The sequence below is a fragment of the Paracoccus aminophilus JCM 7686 genome (genome assembly GCF_000444995.1).
GTDB classification, from domain to species: Bacteria; Pseudomonadota; Alphaproteobacteria; order Rhodobacterales; family Rhodobacteraceae; genus Paracoccus; species Paracoccus aminophilus.
Genome location: NC_022041.1, coordinates 1,686,470 through 1,711,828, shown reverse-complemented (window position 1 = coordinate 1,711,828; position 25,359 = coordinate 1,686,470). Strand labels below are relative to the sequence as shown.

Sequence of the window (25,359 nt, the reverse complement as noted above, 5' to 3'; positions counted from 1 at the left end):
GCTCAGACGGTCAAGGCGCGGATCACCTCGGCGATGAAGCTCTCGCCCCGGTGCAATTCATCGAGCGTGATGAACTCATCCGGCTGATGCGCTTGCGCGATCGATCCCGGACCGCAAACGATGGTCGCAAGGCCCGCGCGCTGAAAGAAGCCGCCTTCGGACGCGTAGGAAACCGCCTCGGTCGTCGAGAGGTCGAGAAAACCGAAGGACAGGCCCGGCAGAGCGGGGGGCGCCGGCGCGAGCGAGGGCACGTCGATGACCTGCGTGACCTCGAGGCCGCAATCGCGATGCCTGCGCCTCATGCGGTCCGAGATCTCGGCGGCCTTGGCGAGATAGGCCGCCCTCCAGAACGCATCCTCGCCCGGAAGGGGACGAATTTCCGAGGTGAAGGCGCAATGATGCGCAGTGGTGTTGATCGCATTGCCGCCCTCGATCATCCCGACATGGAGCGAGGTGAAAGGCACATCAAAGCCGCCCGCCGCCTGCGCGGGGGGAAGGCGAAAGGCATTCTCCTCGTTTCGCCGGTTGTGCCAGGCGATCAGATCGGCCGCGCACATCACCGCAGAAACACCCTGATTGATCAGCGAGGAATGGGTGGGATGGCCGCGCAGGACGGTGCGAAACCCGAGCATGCCCTTATGGGCCGAGACCACGCGCATCATCGTCGGCTCGCCCACGATGACCCCGGCGACCGGGGGAAGATGGCGCATCATCTCGCGCACCAGAGCATCCGCCCCGGCGCAGCCCAACTCCTCGTCATGAGACAAGGCGAGGTGGATCGGACGCCTCAGCCCGGCGGCGATCATCCGGGGCAGAAGACCAAGAACCACGGCCAGAAAGCCCTTCATGTCGCAGGTGCCGCGGCCGATCAGCCGCCCCTCACGCCTGGTCAGACGCCATGGGTCGGAATGCCAGTCCTGCCCCTCGACCGGCACGACATCGGTATGGCCCGAGAGGATGACGCCCCCCGCAACCCTGGGGCCAATGCTCGCATAGAGGCTCGCCTTTTGTCCGCAGGGGCTTGGAACCCGCGTCGCGGGAATGCCAAATCCGGCGAGATAGCTTTCGAGAAACTCGATCAGCGGCAAATTGCTGTCGCGCGAGATCGAGGGAAAGCCGATCAGCCGCTCGAGCAGGGCAAGGGTGTCACCGTTCATTAAGGCCCCCGGCTTGTAGGCGCAGGGGAAGCGGCCTGAAATTGCGGAAATCCCAACCCCGCCCCGGCGCGGCCTCGATCAGCGCGCGGGTATAATCATGCTCGGGCGCGCCCAGAACCTGACCCGCTGCACCATATTCGAGCGCCTCGCCATGCCTCATCACCAGGACATCGTCGCAGATCTGGGCGGCGACGCGCAGGTCATGGGTGATGAAGAGAATGCCAAGCCCGAGCTCGGCCTGCAGATCATCGAAAAGTTGCAACACCTGCGCCTGAACCGAGACATCGAGCGCCGAAACCGCCTCATCGGCGATCAGCACATCGGGCTTCATCATCACGGCGCGCGCAATCGCGATCCGCTGACGCTGGCCGCCCGAGAACATATGCGGATAACGGTGGAGCGCATCGCGCGGCAGGCCCACGATCTCGATCATCCGGGCCGCCTCCTTTAAGGCTTCCGCGCGCGGCGTGCCATAATTCACCGGGCCCTCCACCAGACAATCCCCGATCGTCCAACGCGGGTTGAGCGAGCGCATCGGATCTTGAAACACCACCTGCAGCTTGCGGCGATGGGGCCGGAGCGCCCTGGGGGAGAGGGGCGCAATATCCGTCCCCATCAGCTCGATCCGACCCGCGCTCGGGCTGATCAGGCGCATGATGCAGCGCGCAAGCGTCGATTTTCCCGAGCCGGATTCGCCGACGATCCCCAGCGTGCGGCCGCGAGAGAGGGTGAAACCCACATCCTTGACCGCATGGACCAGCTTGCTGCCCGTCGGGCCATAGCGCTTGTCGAGCCCCGCGACGCGCAGCAAGATGTCATGGCTCGGAGGCCGGGCAGGGCGCGGCGCAAGGCTCGGGACGGCGGCCAGCAGGTGGCGGGTATAGTCCTGCCGCGGCGCGCTCAGCAGCGGGCGCACGGCGCCGTGTTCGATCATCTGGCCGTGGCGCATGACATGGACCGTATCGGCGATCTCGGCGACGACGCCCATGTCATGGGTGATGAACAGGACGGCCGTGCCGAATTTCTGCTGAAGCTCGTCGATCAGGGTCAGGATCTGCTTTTGCGTCGTGACATCCAGCGCGGTCGTCGGCTCGTCGGCGATCAGCAGGACCGGCTCGAGAACGAGGGCCATGGCGATCATGATGCGCTGACGCTGGCCGCCCGAGAGCTGATGGGGATAGCTGCGATAGACCCGCTCGACATCGGGAAGATGGACCTGATCGAGAATGGCCAGCACCCGCTTGCGCCGCGCGCCGGGAGAGAGCGCGGTGTGGATCGCCAGCACCTCGGCAATCTGATCGCCGACGCGCAGAACCGGATTGAGCGCGGTCATCGGCTCTTGAAAGATCATCGCCACATGCGCCGCGCGCAGCGCGCGCAATTGCCCGGGACCGAGGGAGAGGAGGTTTTGTCCCTGCAGATTGATCGCGCCTGCGGCCACCGCAAGCGAGGCGGGCAGCAGCTGCATCACCGCAAGCGATGTGACGGATTTGCCCGAGCCGGATTCGCCGACGAGGCAGACCGTCTCGCCCTTGCGGATCCGCAGATCAATGCCGTGGAGGACCGACTTTGCCCCGCCCGCGTCCACCGTCGCGATCTCGAGCCCCTTGATCTCGACGGCGGTCTCGGCCGCGTCGAATGAGCGTGATTTGAACTGCATGATTTACCTCGCGGATTTGCGCAGCCGGGGGTCCAGCATGTCGCGGGCGGCATCGCCGAGCAGATTGACCGACAGGATGCAGAGCGAGAGCACCAGCCCCGGAAACAGGATGAGCTCGGGCTTGATGCGGAAAAACATCCGCCCCTCGGCCATGATATTGCCCCAGGTCGGGGTCTCGGTGCTGACGCCCGCGCCCAGAAAGGACAGGACCGCCTCGGCCAGGATCGCCGAGGCGAGGATATAGGTGCCCTGCACGATCAGTGGGGCGAGCGTATTGGGCAGGAGATGGCGAAAGAGGATCAGGGGCGTGCGCGAACCAAGCGAGATCGCCGCCTCGACATAGGGCTCTTCGCGCGCGCTCAGGATCACCGCCCGGACAACGCGCACCACGCGCGGGATCTCGGGCAGCGTGATCGCCGCAATCACCGAGCCGACCGAGGCGCCATTCAGCGCCACCAGCGCGATGGCCAGAAGGATCGAGGGGATCGCCATCAGCGCATCCATCAACCGCATGATGAGCGCATCGGCCCGGCGGAAAAAGCCCGCGATCAGGCCAAGAACCAGCCCCAGCCCGACCGAGATACAGGCGGTCGCCACCCCGATCATCAGCGAAAGACGCCCGCCGATCATGATCCGGCTCAGAAGATCGCGCCCGAAATTGTCGGTCCCCAGAGGATGGGCGAGGCTTGGCCCCTTGAGCCGGGCAAGCGGGTCCATCAACAGCGGATCATGGGGCGCGATCCAGGGCGCGATCGCGGTCAGCAAGAGGATCGCCACGAGGATCGCCAGCGCGACTTTCGCCGCTGTGCCGAGCTGCGAGATGCGAGGGGCCCGGCCAAGCGGCGCGCCCTCCATCCCGATTTTCGAGATCTCTGTCATCAGTAACGTATCCTCGGATCAAAGAGGCTGTAGCTCAGGTCGATGATCAGGTTGATCAGGACATAGAGAAAGCTGGTCAGCAGGATCACCGCCTGAATGACCGGATAGTCGCGCGCCAGGATCGCATCGACCGTCAGGCGACCGATGCCGGGGATGTTGAACACCGTCTCGGTGACGACCACCCCGCCGATGAGCAGTGCAAAGCCCGTGCCGATGACGGTCAGGATGGGCACGGCTGCGTTTTTCAGCGCATGGCGAAACAGCACCCGCATCTCCGAGCCGCCCTTGGCGCGGGCGGTGCGGATATAATCCTCGCCCAGCACGTCAAGCAGATTGGCGCGCGTCATTCTGGCGGTCAGCGCGACATAGATCGTGGTGAGCGTCAGCGCGGGCAGGGTCGCAGTCTTGAGAAAGGGCCAGAGCCCCGCGCTGATCGGCGTGAAGCCCTGCACCGGAAACCAGCCGAGCTTGAGCGAGAAGACCAGCACGAAGACATAGCCCGTGACGAAAACCGGGACCGAAAAGCCGAGAACGGAAAAGGTCATGACCAGATGATCGACCAGTTTGCGGTGCCGCCATGCCGCAAGAATGCCCATCGGGATCGCGAGGAGGATCGAGATCAGCATGGTCAGCAGCGCAATCGAGAGCGTCGGCCCGATGCGGTCAGCGATCATCTGCGCGACGGGCGTGTGCGAGATCAGCGAGACGCCGAGATCACCGCGCAGCAGATCTCCAAGCCAGATGAAGAATTGCAGATAAAGCGGCTGATTGAGCCCCATGAGCTCGCGGATCTGTGCAAGCTGGGCGGGCGTTGCCATATCGCCCGCAATGATCGCGGCCGGATCACCCGGAGAAAGGCGGAGCAGAAGGAAGACAAAGAGCGCGACAAGCATCATCACTGGCAGCACGGCCAGCGCGCGCCGCAACATATATCCAAACATCAGGTTTTCCTCGAAGACGGGCGGACCGGGGGCGCCGAGCTTCCCCGGTCGCTCTGCGGCTATTCTGCTTTGTGCAGGTTCCAGAAGACCGGCGTCGGGGCATCGATCATCTCGGTGATCGTGGCGCGGCGGGCCTGAGGAAGCGTATATTGCCCCAGGGGAATTTCCAGAACGTTGTCAAGGGCATGGCTTTGGATCTGCGCGCCGATCTTGCGCCGGTCCTCAAGCGCTTCCGTATCGGTAAAATTCGCCTTGAGCGCCTCGATCACCGCATCATTGGGCCAGCCGAACCAGGCGTCGCTGCCATTGCCGTTCAGCATGGCATTGGTGATCGGATTGGCAATGTCGATGACCATCCAATTGGTGACGAACATGTTCCAGCCCCCGTCGCGCGGCGCGGCCTGACTGGCGCGGCGCGACACCAGGGTCTGCCAATCCATCGACTGCAACTCGACCGTGAAGCCCGCATTGCGCAGCATCTGCGCCACCGTCACCGGCTGGGTCGCAAGGGAGGCATTGTCGGTGGGAGCCAGAAAGACCACGGGCGTGCCGTCATAGCCCGCGTCTTTCAGCAGGGCCTTGGCCTTTTTCAGGCCGCTGCCCTCGGTGAGGCTCGCGCTTTCCGCCTCGCTGCCATAGGGCGTGTCGCAGCCAAGAACCGCGCCGCAGGTGCGATAATACCGCTCATCGCCGACGATGGCCGCCAGAACCGGCGCCTGAGAGACCGCCTCGAGCGCGGCCTGTCGGATCAGGGGATTGTCGAAGGGCGGGTGGATGAAATTCATGCGCGCCATGATCTGCATCTCGGAATTGGCGCGGTTCTCGACGATGACATTCGGATCGCCCTCGACCAGCGGCAGGAGATCGACGGGCATCTGCTCGATATAGTCGATCTCACCGCTCGAAATCGCACCGACCGCGGTCTGGATATCGGGCATATTGATCCATTTGACCCGGTCGACATTGACGACCTTGCCGCCTGCAAGACCATCGGCGGGCTCTGGGCGGGGCTGGTAGTCGGCGAATTTCTCATAGGTGACGCTGACGCCGGGCCGGAATTCCGAGGTGACCAGCTTGAAGGGCCCCGAGCCGGTGTAATCGGTGATCGCTTGATCCGCGGGCGTCGCGGCGACCCGGGCGGGCATGATGAACAGCGGCAAGGAGGATTGCTTGGACAGGATCGCCAGCATCGAGGGCATGGGGCGGCGCAAGGTCCAGACGATGGTGCGCGCATCGGGCGTTTCGAGCGCCTCGGTCCGCTCGAAGATCACTTGCCCGCCTGCGTCCTTCTGCCCCCATCGCCGGATTGAGGACACGACATCGGCCGATGTGACCTCGGCCCCGTCATGAAACTTGAGCCCGTCGCGCAGGCGGAACGTATAGCGGCGACCGTCCTCGGACACCGTCCAATCGGCCATCTGCGGACGCGGCTCGAGTGCTGCATCCTGCGCGATCAGCGTGTCGTAGATCATGAAGCCATGATAGCGCGTGATGAAGGTCGTGGTGATGACCGGGTCAAGAATGCGCAAGCCCGATTGCATGACCGAATTGACCGTGACCTCGGCCAAGGCGGTCGTCCCCCAAAGCCCTGCCGCGATCGCGACAGACAATAGTCCTTTCATCCCCATCCTCCCTGATGTGGTTGTTGTCCCTGAATTGCGCGGTGGTTTCAGCTCTCGCAGAAGGCCCGGATCGTGGCGAGCAAGGCGGGATCGACCCTCACCTCGGTCGTGGTCGCGCGGTTCTGGTGGCGGCGCGCGCCGGGCAGGCGCAGGCCCGGCTGTCCTTCGAGCCGCGCAAACAGCCGCTCGGCCTCCTCCTGCCACTGCCCGCCCGAGAGGGCCTCGGGGTCGAATGCGAGGATCAGCTCGCCCCGCGGCGGTGGCCCGCCATCGCGATTGTCGCTCTCGGCCGTCGAGGCGCTGCCTTTCTGCCCAAGCAGCGCCCCGGCCACGAGCTCGATCATCAAGGAAAGCGCCGCACCCTTGTAGCCGCCGAAGGGCAGGAGGCTGCCCGCGAGCACCTCGTTCGGATCGCAGGTCGGATCGCCCGCCGCCGTCAGCCCGACACCCGGATCAAGCTGATGTCCCGCGCGCGCCGCGAGCTGGACATCGCCAAGCGCGCGCGCCGAGGTCGCCATGTCAAAGACCATCGGCGCCTTGCCCGGACGCGGCCAGGCAAAGGCCAGGGGATTGGTGCCGAAGAGCTTTTCCCGGGCACCGAATGGCGCGACCGCTGGCAGATAGGTCGTGCAGGCCAGACCGACCAGACCCGCCTCGGCCAGCATCTCGACCTCGGGCCAGAGCGCGGCGAAATGGGCGGAGTTGCGCATCACCAAAGCGGCCATCCCGCTGTCGCGCGCAATGGCGATGAGCTCGGGCATTGCGAGCTCCAGAGCATAGGGCGCGGGGAGGGTCTGCGCATCGCAGAGCAGGACAGAGGCGGCAGGGCGCGAGAGAAGCGGCGCGGCATCGCCGCTCACCTTGCCGCTTTGCAAGGAGGCGATGAAGCCTTGCAGCCGGAAGAAGCCATGCGACACCGAGCCATCCCGCTCGGCCTTGGTGATCGAGCGCGCGACCGCTTCAGCAACGGGGCGCGCGGCTCCGGCCTTTCGCAAGGCCCGGCAGCAGAGCGCGGCCATATCCTCGAGCGTGAGTGTGCAGATCGGCGCGTCGGCCTTGACGGAGACATCCATGAAATCGGCCTTCCAGTTCGGTCCGGGTGACAGTCGTGGAAGCTGCATTGACGATTTCGCTCCCTCTCCTTGGAAAACTGGCGGAGCGCAGGGTCAAGGAACAGGACAAGATTTGTCGACAAATGGACAGATCCTGCGGCGGGAGAGGGCCGGATGCGGTCGCGGCCCGGGTGAGGTGATCGGGCGGAACATGCCTCGCGAGATCGGATGGATAGACCAGCCGGGGATGGGTTTTGCCTTCCTAGGATCGCGCGCCATCGTCCAAGCGCATCGGAAGGCCTGCCACCAATCAGGCGAAGGGCTTTTCAACCGCATCAGACCGAGCCGATCCGTTGCTCCGGCCCGGCGAGGCGGATGTCACCGCCCGGATTGAGCCATGCCAGAAAACACCTGATGCATTTCGACATGCACCCTATGCGCATCAAGTCTTTGAAAGGGCCGCGAGAACATTCGACAGGGTGTTCAAGCCCCAATGCTCGGCATATTTGCCGTTTTGCACCCGCACGATATCGATAACGCTGATGGCAATCTCTCGACCTGTTGCGGGAATTCCCAGCAGGGTTCCGGTATGCACGCCGCTAATGGTCTTTCGGGTTGTGACCTTGTCTTCCTCGGCGATCTGATCATGTATCGCCACCCTCAGGTTCGAGAGAGCCGGGCGAAGAATGTTCTGGAAGGTGTTCCACATGCTTTCCGGGCCGTTCGGCATGCCCGCAGGTGCTGAATGGTTGACGAAATCGGGCGCGATCAAGGCATGGAATATCGCCTCGTTCCCATTTTGAATGACCTCGATGTTGAAGCGGCGAACCACCTCTTTGTTCTCGGCTGACATGATTGATCCTTCTCACAAGGCGTCAAGGGGCGGGCGGTCCTGGCGGATCGACCTTTGCCCAAGGGGAGGGCTTCACGATTTGGCGCTGGGTGGGCCGGTCTGGCGCCATGATCGGCCACCCGCGTCGATTATGTGCCGCGCGCGCCCGTCACGCAATCGCCAGATCGGAAAGCGTCAGGCCCAGACCAAAGCCGATCAACGCCAGCCCGAAGGCCCGGTCGATCCAATGGGCGGTCCCGAGCAATTTGCGGCGCAGCTGCGCCGCGCCAAGGAACAGCGCGACCGCCGAAAACCACAGCACATGGGCGAGCGAGACAAAGCCTCCATAGGCCAGCCGGGTCGCAAGCGGCGTCGCCGCGCTGACGATCTGGCTAAAGAGGCTGATGATGAAGATCGCGGTCTTGGGGTTCAGGGCATTGGTCCAAAATCCCATGCGAAAGGCGCTTCCATCGGAAAGGGGCGCGGGCGGCGTCGTGCTGGCGTCCGGGACAGGGCGGCGCAGCAGCATCTTGGCGCCGAGCCAGATCAGATAGGCGGCGCCGATGACCTTCATGACTGCGAACAACTGCGGCGATTGGTGAAGCAAAATGCCGAGGCCCAGCAGCGTATAGCTGACATGAACAAGGACGCCCGCGCCGATGCCCAGAGCCGTGAGGATGCCTGCGCGATGCGATTGCGTCAGCGCATTGCGTGAGGCCATGGCAAAATCCGGCCCCGGACTGATGACGGCGAGCGCCGTGATCGTGATGACAGCAAGCCATTCGGCCATGAAACCCTCCTGTGGTGGTGACCTGCTGATAGCTTTGCGGCGGGCTTTGGAAAAACGATGACTTCTGACAGGATCTGTGATCAAATCTGACAGATGAGACGCCAGATCACCTCTCTTCCCGCGCTTGAATGCTTTCGCGCCGCAGCCGAGCTGGAAAGCTTCAGCAAGGCCGCGGATCAGCTTAATTTGACCCATGGTGCGATCTCGCGGGCGGTCAGGCTGCTTGAGGAGGATCTGGGGACCGCGCTTTTCGTTCGGCGGAATCGAGCGGTTTTTCTGACAGATGACGGGCGACAGCTCGCGCAGGCGGTGGCCTATGGGTTCGACCATATCGAGGGCGCGATCCAGAGCATCCGAGCCGCCCGAATTCAGGCCCCGGTGACCGTCTCTTGCGAGCCGACGCTGATGATGCGCTGGCTCATTCCCCGCATGGCCGGGTTTCACGCCCGGCATCCCGAATGCGATATCCGTCTGGTCGCGGGCGGTGGGCCCGTGGCGCTTGGGGATGGCATTGATCTCGCGATCCGGCGTGACGATTTCGATCTGCCCGCCTCATATCCGGCGGAGTTTCTCTTTGCCGAATGGATCGGGCCGGTCTGCCGCCCGGATCTACAAACGCGGTTTTTCGATCAAGGCCAGTTGCGCTCCGATGCGCCGCTTCTGCACAGCCGCACCCGGTCCTCGGCCTGGCGCGATTGGTCAGGTCTGTCGCGCGAGGGGCTCGCGGCCCATCCCGAGCAGCAATTCGAGCATTTCTATTTCAGCCTTCAGGCCGCGATCGCCGGTCTCGGCGTGGCGATCGGCCCGTGGCATCTCGTGCGCGACGATCTGCGCAACGGCCTGCTGGCCGCGCCCTTGAGCTTTCGGCAAGACGGCAGCAGCTATGTGCTTTTGGCGGCGGGCAAGGCGCCGGGGAAGGCGGCCCAAGGCGTTTTCCGCAATTGGCTGATGGCTCTTGCGCAAGAGGACAGCATGCCCTGAGCGGCGGTCGGGCGGGCGCAAACCGCCTGCGACATTATCGCACTATCAAGTTCGAATATTATTTATCATACGTTGCGGTATGGTAAATAATGAGAGATCGCGATGATCGACACGATGCTTCCCCTGATCACCCATCCCCATGCAGTGATGACCGGCAAGGCGCTCTTGACCAGCTTCTTCTGGCTGGCGGGCCTCTTTGGCCTCTTCAACTTCAAGACCATCGTGCAGGAGATGGTCGATGTCGGTCTGCCCCGGCCTCGGCTCTTCGCGCTGGCGACGATTGCCTGCCAATTGCTCGGCTCGGCGCTGCTCATCAGCAATGTCGCGGGGCTTGCCTGGCTGGGGGCGGGCGCGCTGGCCGTCTTCACCCTGCTTTGCATTCCGATTGGCCATCCGTTCTGGAAATTCTCCGAGCCAAAGCGCAGTGCGGAGTTCCATATTGCCCTTGAGCATATTGCGGTTGTAGGTGGGCTTTTCCTCGCTGCGGCCATTTCGCAGCTCTACTGACCGAGCAAGGAGCAGGGGTGTCGACAGAGAAACGACCACGCGGGCGGCCAAAGGATCCGGGCAAACGCGCCGCATTGCTCGACGCGGGGCGCAGGCTGCTTCTCGCCAAGGGCGTCGAGATCTCGACCGATGAGATTGCGGCGGCGGCGGGCGTGTCGAAATCGACGCTTTATGCGCTCTTTCAGGACAAGGAGAGCCTGATCGAAGAGATCATCCGTCGCGAGGCGGAGCGGATCGTGGCGGATGACGAATTCTCGGGATTGCTGGGGCGGCGCGTCTCGCCGGACAGTCTGGTCGAATTCGGCATCCGCTATCTCAACTTCGTCAACAACCGCGAAATCCTGAGCTGGGAGCGCGCGCTCTCGAGCCTCGAGGCAAGCCGCCCCGATCTGCCGCGCCATTTCTTCGATCTTGGCCCCGGGCGGGGTCAGCGGCTCTTGGGCGAATTGCTGGCCAAGGCCATGACCGAGGGGCTGATTGCCACGGTCTCGCCGCAGGAGGCGGCCGATCAGCTGATCGGTCTCTGGCTGGGCTTTGCCCATCTCGAGGTCCGGCTGGGCGCGCGGCCTCCCTTCAGCGATGACGAGATTGCCGCGCGTGTGCGGCGCGGCACCGGCCTCTTTCTGAAAGCCTGTGGCGAGGCGGCGCCGCCCCCGCGCTAGGGCCTCGGCCTCCCGCGCGCTCATTGTCTTTGTTCTGCAATTCCCGCGACATGGTCATGTCATGTGCCCCGCCTAACTAGCGCGCATCCCGTCATCCGAAAGGACATCAGATGCGTTTTGCCGCCCTTCTTCTGACCAGCAGCGCGCTCCTCGCCGGCCCCGCCGCCGCCGAGGAGAGCTTCCCCGCGACCCTTGCAGGCCATGCCGTCCTGCCCGCCTTGACGCTGGTCACGCCGCCCGCCGATGCGCCGCGCGATCTGTGGGTCTCGGGCAAGTTCACCGGCAAGACCCGCAATGAACAGCCGATGTCGGTGATGGGCAATGTTGGCAAGGATTACGGCGGGCATGAGACCGGCATTTCGCTGCCCTTCATCGGCCAGCCCGTGCAGGGGCTTTCGGGCTTTGCCATGACGCGCGATGCGGCGGGCAGCTGGTTCACCCTGACCGACAATGGCTTTGGCACCAAGATCAACAGCCCCGATGCGATGCTGACCTTCCATCTGATGGCGCCCGATTTCGAGACCGGCAAGGTCACGCGCAAAGAGACGGTGTTTCTTCGCGATCCCGACCATAAGGTGCCCTTCCGCATCGCCAATGAAGGCACCGACACGCGCTATCTGACCGGCGCGGATTTCGACCCCGAGAGCATCCAGTATCTTGATGGCGAGATCTGGATTGGCGAGGAATTCGGCCCCTATCTCCTTCACGCAACCCGCGACGGGCGCATTCTGGATGTCTTTGCCACCAAGCTCGACGGCAATGTGCTGGCAGGCCCAGACACGCCCGGCATCGCGGTTCCGGCGGTTCCGGGCAAGGATTATCAGGTCCAGCGCTCGGGCGGCTATGAGGGCATGGGGCTTCAACCCGAGACCAACCTGTTCTGGGCCATGCTGGAAAAGCCGCTGCTCGTCGAAGGCGGCGAGACCGAGGGCGATTTCCTGCGGGTCATGACCTTTGACACCAAGGCCCGCGACTGGACCGGGCAAAGCTACAAGTTCAAGCTGGCCGAGGGTGCCAAGGCGATCGGCGATCTCAACTTCATCGACAAGACCCGCGCTCTGGTGATCGAGCGAGACAATGGCGAGGGCGATGCCGCCTCGGCCTGCGCGGAAGGCGCCGAGGATCAAGGCGCCTGCTATCCGCGTCCGGCCAAGGTCAAATATATCACGCTGATCGACACGGCCTCGGTCGATGCCGACGGGTTTTTGCGCCGCATTGGCCATATCGATCTGATGAATATCCAGGACCCCGAGAACAAGGCTTTGGCGGGGCTGAAACCGGCCTCCGGCGCGTTCACCTTCCCCTTCTTCACGATCGAGGATGTCGCGCGGGTCGATGACACCCATATCCTTGTCGCCAATGACAACAATCTGCCCTTCTCGGGCGGTCGCGAGATCGGCAAGGCTGCGAATAACGAATTCATCCTGCTGTCCGTGCCGGAGCTTCTCGCGGCGAAATAAGGGCATTGGGCTGCGGCTTGCCAAAACCAGCATCCCGCGGCGCGAAAGGGCCGCGGGATGGCGTGTTCTCGGGTCACGCGACGGGGGAGGGCGCTCCTTCCCGGGGAACGAAAACCTTCTCCTTCAAAACCCGTCGGCCGCTTGGCATCGCGATGGCGCCGCGAGATGAAAAAGGCCGGGCATCACGCCCGGCCGCTTTATTTCGCCCCTCAGAACCGTGCGGTCAGATTGATCCGCGCCGTCCGCCCCGGAGAGGGCGCAATCGCCGTTGCCATCGGGTCGAGGTAATATTTGTTGGTCAGGTTCTCGACGCTGACATCGAGCACCATCGCCTCGTTCAGGCGATACGAGCCGAAAAGATCGATGATCTTGTTCTTGGTGTAATAGATCGGCCCGTTCACGGCGCCGGGTGCCGTCATATAGCCGCCAAAGCGCTCGCTAAAGATATAGGCGCGGCCGCCGAGGGTGAGGGACCGATCTTCAAGCAGGCGCACGCCGCCGGTCAGCGTACCGGTAAAGCGCGGCGGCACGGTAATGACGCCGTAATCCGTGGCGGCTGCGCCCGCGCCGCAGACCCCGTTGTTGCAGAACTCGATCTTGTCGTAATGGGTGGCACTCGCCTCGACAAAGGCCAGGCCCGCGTCATAATTGGCCGAAATCTCGGCGCCTTTGAAGCGGGCGCGGTCGATGTTGCCCCAAGTATATTCCCAGTTCGCGTTGCGATTGCGGATGATGTAATCCTGATATTTCCCGTCAAAGGCCACGAATTTCAGCCGCAACGCATCGCCGTCGCGCCACAGGCTGTCGCGCAGATAGTTCACTCCCAATTCGACCGAGCGTGAGGTTTCGGGTTTCAGATCGGGGTTGATGACCAGACCGCCCGCGCCGAAAGAGCCCTGTTCGCGCAGGCTCGGCGGACGCCAACCCTCGGCATAGGTCGCAAAGAGCTGCAGGCCGGTCGCGGGGGTGAGGGTCACGCCGAAGTTCTTGCTGAAATGGCTGCCGCTCTGATCGCCCTTGCCCGCGACATTGCCTTTGCCCACGATCTTGTAATGGTCATAGCGCATCCCGCCCGAGAGGCTCAGCCAATCGTTGACCTCGAGCGTGCTGCGGTGGAAGACCCCGCTCAGCGTGCGGTCGGCATTGGGGTTGAAGCTGTAAAGGAACGTCCCCCACGGATATTCGTTGACCAACTGGTCGCTGCGGCTGCGCTCGAGCACGAATTCCGCGCCATTGACCATGCTGAGCGCGCCGATCGGTGTCGCGATATCCGAGCGGTTCGAGACATCGCCGCCAAAGGTGCGCACCTCGCTTTTGCCGGTCGCGCCCATCATCTGCGATTTGATGACGCCGCTCGTGCTTTTCAGATCGCTGACCCAGAGATTGGCGCTCAGATGCACCAGATCATTGCCCGAGGGCGCATAGTCATATTTCAGCGTGACGGTGTTGGTGACGGTCTTGCTCAACGCGTCTTGCTGAGCGGGAATGTTGATCGTCGGGCTGAGCGCGAAGCCTAGGGTGGTCTCGTTCAGCTCGCCATAGCTGTTGCGGTAATGGGTATAGCCAAGCTTCAGGCTGTGATCGCCGAAATACCACGAGGCTTTCGTCAGGAAGCTGGTGATGTCTTGCGAGGTGTTGAAGACTTCTTGCTCTTTGCCAAAGGGCGACATCTTCCACGGGCCGCTCTGCCACGGGCTGCGCAGCGAGAGGTCATACATATCCTGCCCGGTCTTTCCGGCGAAGTAATTCCCGGTTTTGCGGCGTGAGAACCCGGCGAGGAAGTCGAAATTCTCGTGGCGGACGGCATAGGCCAGACTGCCCGACCAAGACGAGCCATCAAAGCCCGGCTGGCCGTCGCGGATGGTCTTGGTGCCGGTTGCTTGCGGGCTTTTCGTGTCAGAGCCAAGCCCGCTGCGCAAACGGAAGCCTTTGGTGGCACCCTCGCTCAGAATGTCGTCGGCGGTGATCGTGCGCATATTGATCGTGCCGCCCATCGCACCGATCCCACCCGCGCCGGTCCCCGGCCCTTTGGCGACATCGACCCCGGTCAGGAAATCGGCATCGACATAGGTCTCGCTGCGCGAGCCGCGATAACCGCGATAGCTGCCGCCGGTCTGGCGCGTGCCGTCAATCATCACATTGACCCGGCCCTGACCCTGCAACCCGCGAATGTTGACATCGACCGAAGGCCCGACGCGGCTGCCCGCCGAAATCACACCCGGCGTCGATTTGAAGACATCGGCGACCGTGGCGCTTGGCACGCGCTCGATCTGTTCGGCCGAAATCTCGCTGACCGAGCCTGCCGTCACATAGGGCGCATCAGCAGAGCTGCGGATGACCACCGTATCGAGCATGATCGCGCCATCGGGCGCCGTCCCACTGCTCGCGGCCCCCGGGACCACGCCCGAAATCGTGACGCTTCTGGGATCAGAGAAGCGATAGCGCAGCCCTGAGCCGCTGAGAAGCCGCGCCAGCGCGCGCTCTGGCGCAAGGCTGGCGGACAGGCCCGCAGTCGTTTTGCCGCTGGTCGCCGCATCCAGATAGGAAATCTGCACGCCAGCCTGACGCCCCCAGACCATCAGCGCCGGGCCAAGCGGGCCTGCGGGGATGGAGAAGTTGACCGCCGTGCCGGTGGTCTGGCCGTCCTGCGCTGCGGCCATCCCGACCGGCACCACGACGGCTCCGGCGAGGATCAGCGTCGACATCATCAGCGCCGCCGTGATCCCGCTACGCGGGCGGGCGCTGTATCCATTTGAAATCATTTCATTCTCGGCCAAGGTAGCCGCTCCTTCGGTCAAACTGGACAGAGGGTGTGCCGTGCCTTGGATCCCGAGAACCGGGATGGGTATTGCTCGACCCTGATTCATAGACAATCGGGGCGGCGGTTCATTCGGTCGGATTCGCGATTATTTCGAGAAAAAGCCTCAGACACTGGAAATGACCGTCAAAAGGCTGGACATGCGGCGCAACTTGCCCCCGGTCGGGCGCACGGCGGCGTCCAAGGCGCGCTCGGGGTCGCTCATGTCGAAGACGCCGCTGACGCGAATGCGCGCAATCGCGCTGTCGGCCAGAACCACGCGGCCCGGCAGCCAGCGGGCAATCCGCGCGACCAGCACATTCAAGGGAGCGGCCTCGGCAAGGATCAGCCCGTCTTGCCAAGCGCCCGCAAGCGAGGCATCGCGCTGCCCACTCTCGATCGCGCCGCCCTGCGGGTTAAGGCGCAGCCAACCGCCCGAGGTCAGGCTCATCGGCGCGGGCAGGCGGGGGGCCAAGACCTGCACCTCGCCCGAGGCGACCGCGAGGTTGACGAGCCCGGCATCCTCAGAGGCCTCGAATGCGGCACGGCGGCCCCGGATGGCGACTTCGCCCGCGCGCAGAGTGAAGGGCGGGGCAGTGGCAGGCAGATCGTCCAGATTGAACCAGCCCATGCCGCGCAAAAGCCGGACGCCCGGCGCATCGGCCCCATCAAGATAGGCAATCGCGCTGGCTGGGCCGAGTGTCATCTGCCCCGCGCCGGGCAGGTCGAGCGGCAGTAGCTCTGCCGTCGTCGTCAGATGGTCGGCGAGCAGATAGAGCCGCAGCTTGGGCCAGCCGAGCGCGCCCATGCTCGCCGCTCCCAAACCCGCGCCGCCGATCAGGAAATTGCGCCGGCTGAGCGCGCGCGGGGCATCACCAAAGGCAGAACCCAAGGCCGCGCCGCTGCGACCATGCGCCTCGGCCACCCGCGCCCAGATGCGGGCATGATCGGGACTTTGCGCGCACCATGCCGCGATTTGGCGGGCCAAAACGGCGCTGTCCGGGCTGGTCTGGCGGCGGATCATCAGGTCAATCGCCTCGTCGAGAAGCCGCGCGGTCAGAGAGAATGCGGCCATCAGATCTCCCCCGCGCAAAGCACGATCTGGCGATAAGCGTCGCGGATGATCTCCCATGTGCGGCTGGGTGAGAGACCGATCTCTTCGGCAATGCGGGCGATGGGCCAGCCCTCGATGCGGTGCAAAAGGAAAGCGCGGCGCTGGCGCGGCGGCATCGCGGCAAGCGCCTCGCGGATCAGGGCGAGCTCTTGGCGCGCTGCAACCACCCGTTCGGTATCGAGGGCGCGGGGGGCGGCGCGTTCGGCCTCGGGCGTGTCGAGCGCGGTCATGCCGACCAAGGCTTCGCGGCGGCGATGATTGATGCCCAGATTGCACGCGATCTTGTAGAGATAGGCCGGGGCAGGCGGCTCGGCCAGCGCTCCGGCCTGCTGGCGCGCAATCGCGCGCAGGAAGGCGTCTTGCGTCAGATCCGCGCCCAGCTCTGGATCATGGCCGCGCCGGATCAGCGCCCGCAAAATGCCCTGCGCATGATGCTTGAAAAGCGAATGAAAATCCCAGCTCACGCCACATTCCTGCCTCGTTTCGCGCTTCCTTTGGGAACACGGAAACGGATCACGTTCATCATGGCTTGGATCTGGCTAAGGTTTCCCTAGCGAAGCTTGGCTTCCTCTGTCAATCCCGCTGTCACGCCGGAAAGCCTAATCGGTCAAGGCCGAGGAGGTCGGCACAATGCGTTTCTCGGATGCTGGCCACAGGCGAGAGGCGTAATTTTTCCTCTCATGAAAATTCTTAACGTCTCTGTGGCTTGGGCGCAGGTCATCGTGGAGCAGTTATGTCTATTTTGACTAGAATCAGTAGACAAAGGTTAATGCCGAGTCTGTAATATGTTCACTGCCCAAGGGAGCTGGTGAGCCGACGTGATGCCTGACAGACGCGTTTTCCAGATTGGTTTTAACAAGTGCGGAACGAAATTTCTCACCGAACTCTTCGAATTGAATGGATTCAGGGGAGCTCATTGGGCGGGTGGGGCGCTGGCAGAGGACATCGCCTATTCAAAGGCTGTAGGACGAGAGCCGTTGCAGCGGTGGAAATGGGCTACTATATTTACCGATATGGAAAGTGTGCATCGCATGACAATGCCGATGCTCGAGGGGTTCAAGGAGTACAAGTATCTAGACGAATCCTTCCCCAACTCAATATTCGTGCTGAATACAAGGAATATCGAAGATTGGATCGTCAGCAGATACGCACATCAGGGAAGATCATATCCCGTATGGCATGCCGCTCACCTTGGATCATCGCTCGGAGAGCTTGCTGAGGTTTAGGAAAAGGACTGGCACGAGCACATTGCTGCTTGTGAAAACTACTTCAGTGATCGAGAAGAGTTTGTAAAGATCAACATCGACGAAACTTCTGCCGAAGATTATCAGAAGATCTTCGCGAAATGGTTCGATCTTCCTATCTGCCCAACCCTGCCTGACGAGGCCACTCGGGCGAAGCGGCAATCAAGACTTGAGCGGATTGAGCCGCTCCTGCATTACGAAGACGGGTCTTACGATCCATCGGAAGCATCCAGTCACGCTGACGAAATGGCTATGAACTCTATCCCGGCTCATATTTCTGTGAATGGCTGTGGGTTCGCGGCATGTTCGGGGATGCTAACTGAAGTAGACCTTGATCTGGGCACAGTCAGAAACCGAGCCCGTCAATTACGGCCAGTGCGACGGAGGGGCGATGGCTCGTTTGTTGTCGGAGGTCCAGAGCACAAGATCCATCGAACAGCGGGTGTTGCCAACGAACTTTCGCTCTATGCCAAAACTGGTAAATTTCTCGTCGATATGGAGGACGGCCGGCGTGTAGGGGCAACCGGAGGGAAACCTATTGGCGGGCCGATAATTTCGTATTGCCGGAGGAAAGGAGCTGAGAATGTTTTTCTGTGGCCCCTGCCGGAATATCATTCAATAGGCGCGGAGCATTATCCGGGGCTCAATTACAGCGATAATGTTTCATTTCAGAATAAAGCAGATCAGATCGTCTGGCGTGGTGCCTTGTCCGGTCACTGTAGTGATGTCGAGCATGATGTTTTTGAAGATCCGACTCGCAAAGTAATCGAGCGCCATGAAGTTGGTGACTTAAATGCCAGCGAAGCCTTAGCACTCCTTCGGAAGAACACCCGCTTTCGCCTCGTCGAAAGGTATCTCGACCACCCTGATTTCAACATCAACCTTGTGCCAACAGATAAAGTCAAGAAGTTCCTTAACCAAATTGGCCTTTCGAACTTTGCAAGCCCTGCAAGAGCGCACGGGTTTTTTACCCGCTATAAGTATATTGCATCGCTTAGGGGAAACGATACCGGGTCAAATTTTCTGGAGATGGCAAATACCAATTCAGCGGTAATGAAAGAGGAGGATGGGTGGGAATTGTTCTATTCATACCTCTTCAAGCCGTGGGTCCATTATATTCCGCTCGTGTCCGGTGCCCATGATGTCGTTGAAAAGCTGAATTGGGCGCGCCAAAATGAGTGGAAGGTGGAGGAAATCTCCCGCCGCGCCAGAGCATCTTGCTGTGTCCTGAAAGATAGGCTTGTGCGGGAAATTTATTTGAAAAAGGTATCAAGACGTTACCTTGAGGCGACGGGTCAAGTCCAGAGGGACACCGATGAGCTCGCCGTTGCTTACAAAGATGGTAACGAATTGGCCATGCAAGCTGCTTTGATACTCCCAGAGGCGGTTCGGCATGGATACGATGGCTTTGCACGCGCTTTGCGGTCTTCCCTGCGGTTGGAGCAACCTCAGGACGAGTGACGCCGAACTTGGGTGGCAAATGCCTCGTTGAGCATGGCTCATCGGCGCAACGCCTTTTCTGCGTTTCGCAGATCGGACGAATTGGTCTTTCTGAACCACGCCGAGTTTATCCGAGGCTGATTAACGTTAGCTACGCGGCCATAGGTTGATTTTCCATATCGGCGTAAAGCTTGGCCTCGGCCGCGGGATGTGCCAGATTGACTTGAGCAGGCGGAGGTTGTTAACCCAGGCAACCCATTCGGGTATGGCTTGTTCGAGGGCTTCTACGTTCTGCCACGCTCTGCGTCTGTGAATAACCTCTGTCTTAAAACAGACCGCTGATCGGTTCGGCCATGGCGTTGTCATAGCTGTCGCAAGCCTTCTGACCGAGCACGCAATCCCGGCTATTGCCAGCCGTTCACTGTAGTGAAAGGGGAGATATCCACTCCTCCCAGCCGGTTGCGCACTGCATCGGCCACTGTTTCTCGCCCCTCCAACATCGTTAGCTCAGCCGCAACAACAGGCTTTCGGACCGATGACCGAGGCGGCTCCGCGCGGTGGTCAGCACTTGCGCGCCCCGCTCTCAGGAAAGCGCAATAGTGGCCGCAGCTGCACCCTGCGCGCCACCGGTGACTTGCCCTGCAACCTGAGAAACGCGCCCGTCAGCCGACCCTCAGATCGTGGATCAGGCCGTCCGCGAGACCGAAGGTGAAGGACAATATCGCGGGGCTGCCGGGGAAATCGCCAGTAACGCGCGCGCGGACAACGGTTTTACTCTCGATCTCGGTCATCTCCAGCGGCTCGGCGGTATGGCGATATTTCGCCTTGGCGGCCATCCACCAGGCCTCGATCTCGGCAGGGCCCTGATGGTTGCCGCCTTCGTCATGGACAATCGCGTCCGGGGCGAAAGCCGCCGCGAAAGCTGTGCGGTCCTGTGGGGCTTGGGCGGTGAAATAGGTCTGGATCGGCTCGGGGAGGGTCATGGTCTGCTCCTGTCTGGTCTAAGGGCGATATAGACCTCGACGATGCGCCCGATAATCGGGATAGTTTGGCATGTAGTGATGACAAAATCGGGATAGCGATGGAGATCGGGCTAAAGGGGCTAGAGGCGGTTCAGGCGATCGCGCGACGCGGCTCGTTTCGCGCGGCGGCGCTCGATTTGGATATGTCGACCACGGCGCTCTCGCATAGCATCGGGCGGTTGGAGACTGGCCTTGGCGTCCGGCTTTACAATCGCACCACCCGCAGCGTGGCGCTGACCGAGGCCGGGCGCGACTTTGTCACCCGCGTGGCCCCCGCGCTGGCCGAAATCCGCGCTGCGATCGACACGGCTCGATCGCAGCGTGAGACGCCCTTCGGCATGTTGCGGATCAATGCTTCGGTTCAGGGCGGTCGGGCCGTGGCCCCGCTGGTGCTGGAGTTCCTGCGGCGTTATCCCGAAATGCAGGTCGATCTGGTGACGGAAGGGCGGTTGGTCGATATTGTGGCCGAGGGCTTCGATCTGGGCATTCGCCCCGCCGATCTGGTTCCGCGCGACATGATTGCGCTGCCGCTCGGGCCGCCGGAACGCCACGCTGTGGTGGTCGCGCCGGATTGGCTCGATCAGCACGCCTTGCCTCTCTCTCCCGCCGATCTTGACCCCGAGCAATGCATCCGTGTGCGCCTGCCGAACGGCGCTCTGCTGCGCTGGCCCTTCGAGAAAGACGGCATGTCGCAGCCCTTTGATGCCGCGGGCCGCCTGACCGCCGACGAGGCCGCCATTGCCCGTGTCGCGGTTCTTGAGGGCGCCGGGATCGGCTATTTCATCGAGGCCGATGTCGCCGAAGACATTGCCGCAGGATGCCTGATCCGCCTGCTCATGGACTGGACGCCAGATCGACCGGGGTTCAGCCTCTACTATTCCGGTCGGCGCAATCCTTCAGCGGGGTTCACGGCGTTCCTTGCTATGGCGCGGGAGCGAGCAAGGACATAGCGTCACCTCGGGGGGCCGCGCTGATGAGGCATTCGTGAACTCAGCGATCGGTGACCGGGCAGTTCCTCGTGAGAGGCGGTTTCGTCGAGAGCGGCAAATGAGCCATCACGACGAGCGATTGCTCCCTTCGCAGGGTGTGGACAGGGGCAGAGCGGTTGCCTCGACGTGAGTGGCCTCGGTCGTTGCACGTCGGCTCACCTCCATATGTCCGGGTCGGCACAAAATCTGCCCGATCGCGGGGGCATCGGGGCGCCTCCTTGCGCGCTCCGCCCAACCAAGGGCCTGGCCTCGGATCAGTTCACGATATTAAGTCAATCACCTAAGTTTTATTGACACGCGGCGCCCCGTCTGTTAGTTAGGTGTATGGCTTACTATTCTACTCCCCTCGATTCAGCCTTTCATGCGCTCAGTGATCCCACGAGGCGCGCCGTGATCTCGCGGCTCGCAGAGGGGGAGGCGTCCGTCACGATGCTGGCCGAGCCCTTCAATATGGCGCTGCCCTCCTTCGCCCAGCATCTCAAAGTGCTGGAAGCTTCGGGCCTGATCGCGAGCGAAAAGCGCGGCCGAACCCGGTGGTGTTGGCTGGAGAGGGCGCGGTTTGACGAGGCAGCGGACTGGATGGCGGCAGAGCGGCAGCGCTGGTCCGAACGGCTTGATCGACTGGAACTGTATTTGGACACCACGCAAAACGATGAGGGATGACATGACAACCCTGTTTGAAAACCCGTCGGAAAACCCGCTGGAAACCTGGTCGCTGGATCGGGAAATCGTGCTGGCTAAAGTCCTTGACCATTCCCGCCAGAAGGTCTTCGCCGCCTGGATGAGTGCCGAGGCGCTGGCCCAGTGGTATGGTCCAACCGGCCTCAGGATCGAGAGCCATGAGGCGGATATCCGCGAGGGCGGGATCTGGCGTTTCGATATGGTGGGCGTCTTCGAGGGCAAGGAACAGCGCTTTGCAAACCTGATGCGCTTCCTCGAAATCGTGCCCAATGAGAGGATCGTCGTGGATTATGGGACGCCCGATCCCAAGGATCCCGACCGGTTCCGCATGACCGTGACCTTCGACGAGCAGGCCGACGGCAAAACGGTTCTGACCCTGCGTCAGCTGCACCCCAGCGCCAAGCGGCGGCAGGCGGTTATCGGTTTTGGCGCGGTCGAATATGGGATGCAGACGCTGGAGAGCCTCGGAAATTGGCTGGGCGACTAGTTCTGGCGGGCGCCACGGCAGTCGTGACGGCACATGCTTCAGGGTCCGGGTCGCCGCTGCCTCGCGCTCTGAGCGCCGTAAGATAGCGCGCGGGCAGGGGCGGAAAGACGACAGCGGCCTTTGCCGAAGATCGATCCCAAGAGACAAAGGCCGCTGGACTGAAATCCCTTGTTAACTAGCCGCAATCTCGCCGTTGCCAAACTCAGGCCAAGAGCTCGACGCAGAGCCCAGAGCTGCCTGTCCCCGGTTTGCGCAGCGCGTTGATCCGAGCTAAAGACGGGCCAGAAGTTGGGAGGTCTATCTTGCGCGTCTGGATTGCGGCTCTGGCCTTGGCAGGTTTGACGATGGCGGCGGCCCCGGTTCGGTCCGAGACGATTTGCACGCTGTTGATGGATGCCAAATCCGCCGAGATCTTGCTGGAAGATGGCGACTGCACCTCGCGGATCACGCCCGCGTCGACCTTCAAGATTCCGCTGGCGGTGATGGGATATGATGCGGGAATATTAAAGAGCGCGCATGATCCCATGATGGCCTTCCGCGCCGGCGATCCGGATTGGGGTGGCGCAAACTGGACGCGTGACACCGACCCAACGGACTGGATGCGCTATTCGGTGCTTTGGTATTCCCAACGCATCACCCACCTCCTCGGGGGTGCTGCCTTAACGCGCTATGCGCGCGCGTTCAGCTATGGAAATGCAGATTTCTCTGGCGATTCCGGCTTGGATAACGGACTGGACAGAGCTTGGATTTCCTCGTCCCTGCAGATTTCGCCTCGGGAACAGGCCGCGTTCCTGCGGTCGCTGGTTCGGAATGGCTTGCCAGTCCAGCAGCAGGCCATGGCACAGGCCCGCGCGCTCGCTGTGGTGCACAAATCGGGGCCATGGCGCCTTCACGGAAAGACCGGGGGTGCCTATCCGCGCCGGGCCGATCGCAGCTTCGATTATGCCCATGGATGGGGCTGGTATGTGGGCTGGGCCGAGCGTGAGGAGGGTGACAGGCTGCTGGTCTTTGTGCGTTTGACCCAGGCAAGCAAGCGCAATGCGGCATCCCCCGGCGTCCTGACCGAAGAGGCGTTCCTAAAGGAATGGCCCGAGCTTGTCGGCGCTCACTGACCGCCGCCGCGACAGGGTGGGCGACAGAGTTGCGGACAGGTCGACGCTCGGAACCCTGACTTGTCCGTCGCGGTTCAGCCTCAACGCGTGAGAGGCTCGAGCGCGGACGAGGAGCATGGAGTGATGAGTGACAGGCAATATCAGGCTTGAAAAAATCTTCGTGCCCTCCCGCGAGGCTGGGGTGAGCTTGGAGCTTGTCGTCGCCAAACCCCGGGGGGGCCATTTCCGACGCTGATTTTCAACTACGGCTCGACGGGGAGCGGGATAAACAAGGCGGTCTACAAGCGGACGATCAGCCCAGCCGTCATTTCGAGCCATTTCGAAGATCGGGGCTGGATGACGATCTTCCCGCAACGACGCGGCCGAGGGAAGTCGGGCGGGGTCTATGGTGAAGGGCTGGCGTCAGATGGCTCCGGCTATTCCTGCGATGCAGAGATTGCATTGGCCGGTTTCGAGCGCGCGGTGGAGGATCTGGACGACGTTATTCGCAACCTGCGAAATCTCGAGGATGTCGATGAGACGCGGCTCGTCATCGGCGGCGTTTCCCGGGGCGGCATCCTCGCGATCGCCTATGCGGGCATGAGGCCGGGCCTCTTTCGAGGCGCGATTAACTTCAACGGCGGCTGGCTCGGTCGTGCCTGCCCGAGCCATGAAACCGTGAACCCCAGCCTCTTCGCGCTTGGCGCGACCGCAGGCATTCCCACGCTTTGGCTGCATGGAAGCCATGACCAATATTATCGGATCGGTCATTGCCGGGCAAACTTCGAGCGATTCCGCGCGGCGGGCGGTCAGGGGCATTTCGTCTCGGCTCCGGCCGGTCACGCGCTGATGTTCAAACCCGCGCTTTGGAGGCCGCATGTGGATCCCTACATGAGCGGCCTTTTTCCGGAGTGATACGGGGGAGGCGACCCCGCCAGACGGGGCGGGATCGCCGATGGAACGCGCGCGGGCCAGCCTCGCCAGACCAGCGTCTCTGCGCGCGTCAAACCCGCGTATGCCGATGGTGAGGGCGGTCCTGCCGTCCGAGATCACCCTCACATCCAGCAAGGCCTCAACCGGAAGCGACCTCGGATATCGGGCGCGGTTCGCCCCTCCGACGCTTACGCCAGTTTGTAACGCGGCGCGGGCTTGGCGTTGGCGAAGTTCGGGGTCAGAGCACGGCGCGCAGCTTCCCAGCTCTCCCAGGCCGCGCCGTCCTGAAGCGTCGGGATGGACACCAGCTCGCCCTGATCGAGCCCCACAAGCGCGGCATCGACCAGATCATCGGCGCTCATCGTGCTCGGGTTTGCTTTCTGCGCTGCATGGCCCGCGATATCCCAGAACTCGGTGCTGGTCGCGGCGGGAAGCACGGTCTGAACGCGCACCCCGGTACCTGCCAACTCCGCCTGCAGCTTGTGGCCGAAAGCCAGAACATAGGCTTTGGACGCGCTGTAGACACCGTTCAGAAGCTCGGCGGCAATGCCGACGATCGACGAGATATTGATGACGGTGCCCGCCTTCTTCTCGACGAAAGCCGGAACGATGGCATAGGTCAGCCGCGTCAGGGCCGTGATATTGAGCGCGATCATCTGCTCCATCTCATCAACATCGGCGGCGAGGATGGAGGCGACCGAACCCACCCCGGCGTTGTTCACCAGCAGGGTAATCGTGGCATCCTCGCGCAGAAGCGTTTCGACGCGGCGCAGGTCGTCCGTGTTGGCGAGATCGGCGACGACGGTCTTGACCGAGCGGCCTGTCTCGGCGCTCAAGCGGGCCGCAAGATCGTCGAGACGCTGGCCGCTGCGGGCCACGAGGATCAGGTCATAGCCGCGTTTGGCCAGCCGATCGGCATAGATCGCACCGATGCCCGCCGAGGCGCCAGTGATGAGGGCCGTGCCCTTGGAGGTTGAGTTCATGTTGTTTTCCTTGTGGTTGAGAGCCGCGTGTCACG

24 protein-coding genes are annotated in these 25,359 nt (G+C 62.5%); 11 read left to right on the top strand and 13 right to left on the bottom strand.

Annotated elements, in window-relative coordinates; all coding sequences use genetic code 11:
- Positions 1 to 2: 2 nt before the first annotated feature.
- From argE to JCM7686_RS08435, 8 genes are all read right to left on the bottom strand, one after another.
- Positions 3 to 1,157, bottom strand: a complete 1,155-nt coding sequence (gene argE / locus JCM7686_RS08470) for an acetylornithine deacetylase (RefSeq protein ID WP_020950443.1) — start codon at positions 1,155 to 1,157, stop codon at positions 3 to 5.
- Positions 1,147 to 2,817, bottom strand: coding sequence for an ABC transporter ATP-binding protein (locus tag JCM7686_RS08465; RefSeq protein ID WP_020950442.1), 1,671 nt, complete (start codon positions 2,815 to 2,817; stop codon positions 1,147 to 1,149). Before JCM7686_RS08465 ends, argE begins: the two co-directional genes overlap by 11 nt.
- A 3-nt stretch (positions 2,818 to 2,820) precedes the next feature.
- A complete protein-coding gene (locus JCM7686_RS08460) occupies positions 2,821 to 3,696 on the bottom strand; it encodes an ABC transporter permease (RefSeq protein WP_020950441.1) in 876 nt (291 codons plus the stop codon).
- Positions 3,696 to 4,637, bottom strand: a complete 942-nt coding sequence (locus JCM7686_RS08455; protein WP_020950440.1) for an ABC transporter permease — start codon at positions 4,635 to 4,637, stop codon at positions 3,696 to 3,698. The genes JCM7686_RS08460 and JCM7686_RS08455 overlap by 1 nt, the downstream gene beginning before the upstream one ends.
- A gap of 59 nt (positions 4,638 to 4,696) precedes the next feature.
- Positions 4,697 to 6,259: an ABC transporter substrate-binding protein gene (locus tag JCM7686_RS08450; RefSeq protein ID WP_020950439.1), complete on the bottom strand. Its 1,563-nt coding sequence runs from the start codon at positions 6,257 to 6,259 to the stop codon at positions 4,697 to 4,699.
- A 47-nt stretch (positions 6,260 to 6,306) separates the two neighbouring features.
- Complete coding sequence (locus JCM7686_RS08445; protein ID WP_020950438.1) at positions 6,307 to 7,380, bottom strand: Ldh family oxidoreductase; 1,074 nt, start codon at positions 7,378 to 7,380, stop codon at positions 6,307 to 6,309.
- A 373-nt stretch (positions 7,381 to 7,753) separates the two neighbouring features.
- The gene (locus JCM7686_RS08440; protein ID WP_020950437.1) at positions 7,754 to 8,164 is read right to left on the bottom strand and encodes an ester cyclase; all 411 of its coding nucleotides are present in this window, start codon (positions 8,162 to 8,164) and stop codon (positions 7,754 to 7,756) included.
- A 148-nt stretch (positions 8,165 to 8,312) separates the two neighbouring features.
- Positions 8,313 to 8,933, bottom strand: coding sequence for a LysE family translocator (locus JCM7686_RS08435; protein ID WP_020950436.1), 621 nt, complete (start codon positions 8,931 to 8,933; stop codon positions 8,313 to 8,315).
- 93 nt (positions 8,934 to 9,026) lie between these two features.
- Between JCM7686_RS08435 and JCM7686_RS08430 the strand changes: the two genes are divergently transcribed.
- From JCM7686_RS08430 to JCM7686_RS08415, 4 genes are all read left to right on the top strand, one after another.
- Positions 9,027 to 9,914, top strand: a complete 888-nt coding sequence (locus JCM7686_RS08430) for a LysR substrate-binding domain-containing protein (RefSeq protein WP_020950435.1) — start codon at positions 9,027 to 9,029, stop codon at positions 9,912 to 9,914.
- Between the two features lie 102 nt (positions 9,915 to 10,016).
- Positions 10,017 to 10,421 (top strand): DoxX family protein, encoded by a 405-nt coding sequence (locus JCM7686_RS08425; protein ID WP_020950434.1) that lies wholly within the window; start codon positions 10,017 to 10,019, stop codon positions 10,419 to 10,421.
- Between the two features lie 17 nt (positions 10,422 to 10,438).
- Positions 10,439 to 11,083 (top strand): TetR/AcrR family transcriptional regulator, encoded by a 645-nt coding sequence (locus JCM7686_RS08420; RefSeq protein ID WP_020950433.1) that lies wholly within the window; start codon positions 10,439 to 10,441, stop codon positions 11,081 to 11,083.
- 110 nt (positions 11,084 to 11,193) lie between these two features.
- Positions 11,194 to 12,543 carry an esterase-like activity of phytase family protein gene (locus tag JCM7686_RS08415; RefSeq protein WP_020950432.1) on the top strand — a complete coding sequence of 450 codons (1,350 nt, stop codon included), beginning with the start codon at positions 11,194 to 11,196 and terminating at the stop codon, positions 12,541 to 12,543.
- A 209-nt stretch (positions 12,544 to 12,752) separates the two neighbouring features.
- On the opposite strand, the gene JCM7686_RS08410 is transcribed toward JCM7686_RS08415, so the two are convergent.
- From JCM7686_RS08410 to JCM7686_RS08400, 3 genes are all read right to left on the bottom strand, one after another.
- A complete protein-coding gene (locus JCM7686_RS08410; protein WP_158442347.1) occupies positions 12,753 to 15,320 on the bottom strand; it encodes a TonB-dependent receptor in 2,568 nt (855 codons plus the stop codon).
- 147 nt (positions 15,321 to 15,467) lie between these two features.
- On the bottom strand, positions 15,468 to 16,415 hold the full coding sequence (locus JCM7686_RS08405; protein WP_020950430.1) for a FecR family protein: 948 nt from the start codon (positions 16,413 to 16,415) through the stop codon (positions 15,468 to 15,470).
- Positions 16,415 to 16,918: an RNA polymerase sigma factor gene (locus JCM7686_RS08400; protein ID WP_020950429.1), complete on the bottom strand. Its 504-nt coding sequence runs from the start codon at positions 16,916 to 16,918 to the stop codon at positions 16,415 to 16,417. Before JCM7686_RS08400 ends, JCM7686_RS08405 begins: the two co-directional genes overlap by 1 nt.
- Positions 16,919 to 17,275: 357 nt before the next feature.
- Between JCM7686_RS08400 and JCM7686_RS08395 the strand changes: the two genes are divergently transcribed.
- The gene (locus JCM7686_RS08395; RefSeq protein ID WP_041527229.1) at positions 17,276 to 17,680 is read left to right on the top strand and encodes a sulfotransferase; all 405 of its coding nucleotides are present in this window, start codon (positions 17,276 to 17,278) and stop codon (positions 17,678 to 17,680) included.
- A 270-nt stretch (positions 17,681 to 17,950) separates the two neighbouring features.
- On the top strand, positions 17,951 to 19,159 hold the full coding sequence (locus JCM7686_RS24350; protein ID WP_158442346.1) for a glycosyl transferase family 90: 1,209 nt from the start codon (positions 17,951 to 17,953) through the stop codon (positions 19,157 to 19,159).
- Positions 19,160 to 19,800: 641 nt separating this feature from the next.
- On the opposite strand, the gene JCM7686_RS08385 is transcribed toward JCM7686_RS24350, so the two are convergent.
- Positions 19,801 to 20,121 (bottom strand): nuclear transport factor 2 family protein, encoded by a 321-nt coding sequence (locus JCM7686_RS08385; RefSeq protein WP_020950427.1) that lies wholly within the window; start codon positions 20,119 to 20,121, stop codon positions 19,801 to 19,803.
- A gap of 98 nt (positions 20,122 to 20,219) precedes the next feature.
- Here JCM7686_RS08385 and JCM7686_RS08380 point away from each other — a divergent pair, with 98 nt between their 5' ends.
- The 5 genes from JCM7686_RS08380 (at position 20,220) to JCM7686_RS08360 (ending at position 24,323) form a co-directional block, all read left to right on the top strand.
- Positions 20,220 to 21,110, top strand: coding sequence for a LysR substrate-binding domain-containing protein (locus JCM7686_RS08380; protein ID WP_020950426.1), 891 nt, complete (start codon positions 20,220 to 20,222; stop codon positions 21,108 to 21,110).
- A 363-nt stretch (positions 21,111 to 21,473) separates the two neighbouring features.
- Positions 21,474 to 21,812, top strand: a complete 339-nt coding sequence (locus tag JCM7686_RS08375) for an ArsR/SmtB family transcription factor (RefSeq protein WP_041527227.1) — start codon at positions 21,474 to 21,476, stop codon at positions 21,810 to 21,812.
- Position 21,813: 1 nt separating this feature from the next.
- Positions 21,814 to 22,317, top strand: coding sequence for an SRPBCC family protein (locus JCM7686_RS08370; RefSeq protein WP_020950424.1), 504 nt, complete (start codon positions 21,814 to 21,816; stop codon positions 22,315 to 22,317).
- 344 nt (positions 22,318 to 22,661) lie between these two features.
- Positions 22,662 to 23,429, top strand: a complete 768-nt coding sequence (gene blaOXA, locus JCM7686_RS08365; protein ID WP_020950423.1) for a class D beta-lactamase — start codon at positions 22,662 to 22,664, stop codon at positions 23,427 to 23,429.
- 336 nt (positions 23,430 to 23,765) lie between these two features.
- Entirely contained in the window at positions 23,766 to 24,323 is a 558-nt protein-coding gene (locus JCM7686_RS08360) for an alpha/beta hydrolase (protein ID WP_020950422.1), read from the top strand.
- A gap of 206 nt (positions 24,324 to 24,529) precedes the next feature.
- On the opposite strand, the gene JCM7686_RS08355 is transcribed toward JCM7686_RS08360, so the two are convergent.
- Positions 24,530 to 25,324, bottom strand: a complete 795-nt coding sequence (locus JCM7686_RS08355) for an SDR family NAD(P)-dependent oxidoreductase (protein WP_020950421.1) — start codon at positions 25,322 to 25,324, stop codon at positions 24,530 to 24,532.
- Positions 25,325 to 25,359: the final 35 nt, after the last annotated feature.

Excerpts from the sequence above, each read along its gene's own strand:
- argE (WP_020950443.1), bottom strand. The coding sequence starts at position 1,157 with ATGAACGGTGACACCCTTGCCCTGCTCGAGCGGCTGATCGGCTTTCCC.
- JCM7686_RS08465 (WP_020950442.1), bottom strand. The coding sequence starts at position 2,817 with ATGCAGTTCAAATCACGCTCATTCGACGCGGCCGAGACCGCCGTCGAG.
- JCM7686_RS08460 (WP_020950441.1), bottom strand. The coding sequence starts at position 3,696 with ATGACAGAGATCTCGAAAATCGGGATGGAGGGCGCGCCGCTTGGCCGG.
- JCM7686_RS08455 (WP_020950440.1), bottom strand. The coding sequence starts at position 4,637 with ATGTTTGGATATATGTTGCGGCGCGCGCTGGCCGTGCTGCCAGTGATG.
- JCM7686_RS08450 (WP_020950439.1), bottom strand. The coding sequence starts at position 6,259 with ATGAAAGGACTATTGTCTGTCGCGATCGCGGCAGGGCTTTGGGGGACG.
- JCM7686_RS08445 (WP_020950438.1), bottom strand. The coding sequence starts at position 7,380 with ATGCAGCTTCCACGACTGTCACCCGGACCGAACTGGAAGGCCGATTTC.
- JCM7686_RS08440 (WP_020950437.1), bottom strand. The coding sequence starts at position 8,164 with ATGTCAGCCGAGAACAAAGAGGTGGTTCGCCGCTTCAACATCGAGGTC.
- JCM7686_RS08435 (WP_020950436.1), bottom strand. The coding sequence starts at position 8,933 with ATGGCCGAATGGCTTGCTGTCATCACGATCACGGCGCTCGCCGTCATC.
- JCM7686_RS08430 (WP_020950435.1), top strand. The coding sequence starts at position 9,027 with ATGAGACGCCAGATCACCTCTCTTCCCGCGCTTGAATGCTTTCGCGCC.
- JCM7686_RS08425 (WP_020950434.1), top strand. The coding sequence starts at position 10,017 with ATGATCGACACGATGCTTCCCCTGATCACCCATCCCCATGCAGTGATG.
- JCM7686_RS08415 (WP_020950432.1), top strand. The coding sequence starts at position 11,194 with ATGCGTTTTGCCGCCCTTCTTCTGACCAGCAGCGCGCTCCTCGCCGGC.
- JCM7686_RS08405 (WP_020950430.1), bottom strand. The coding sequence starts at position 16,415 with ATGGCCGCATTCTCTCTGACCGCGCGGCTTCTCGACGAGGCGATTGAC.
- JCM7686_RS08395 (WP_041527229.1), top strand. The coding sequence starts at position 17,276 with ATGCCTGACAGACGCGTTTTCCAGATTGGTTTTAACAAGTGCGGAACG.
- JCM7686_RS24350 (WP_158442346.1), top strand. The coding sequence starts at position 17,951 with ATGAACTCTATCCCGGCTCATATTTCTGTGAATGGCTGTGGGTTCGCG.
- JCM7686_RS08385 (WP_020950427.1), bottom strand. The coding sequence starts at position 20,121 with ATGACCCTCCCCGAGCCGATCCAGACCTATTTCACCGCCCAAGCCCCA.
- JCM7686_RS08380 (WP_020950426.1), top strand. The coding sequence starts at position 20,220 with ATGGAGATCGGGCTAAAGGGGCTAGAGGCGGTTCAGGCGATCGCGCGA.
- JCM7686_RS08375 (WP_041527227.1), top strand. The coding sequence starts at position 21,474 with ATGGCTTACTATTCTACTCCCCTCGATTCAGCCTTTCATGCGCTCAGT.
- JCM7686_RS08370 (WP_020950424.1), top strand. The coding sequence starts at position 21,814 with ATGACAACCCTGTTTGAAAACCCGTCGGAAAACCCGCTGGAAACCTGG.
- blaOXA (WP_020950423.1), top strand. The coding sequence starts at position 22,662 with ATGGCGGCGGCCCCGGTTCGGTCCGAGACGATTTGCACGCTGTTGATG.
- JCM7686_RS08360 (WP_020950422.1), top strand. The coding sequence starts at position 23,766 with ATGACGATCTTCCCGCAACGACGCGGCCGAGGGAAGTCGGGCGGGGTC.
- JCM7686_RS08355 (WP_020950421.1), bottom strand. The coding sequence starts at position 25,324 with ATGAACTCAACCTCCAAGGGCACGGCCCTCATCACTGGCGCCTCGGCG.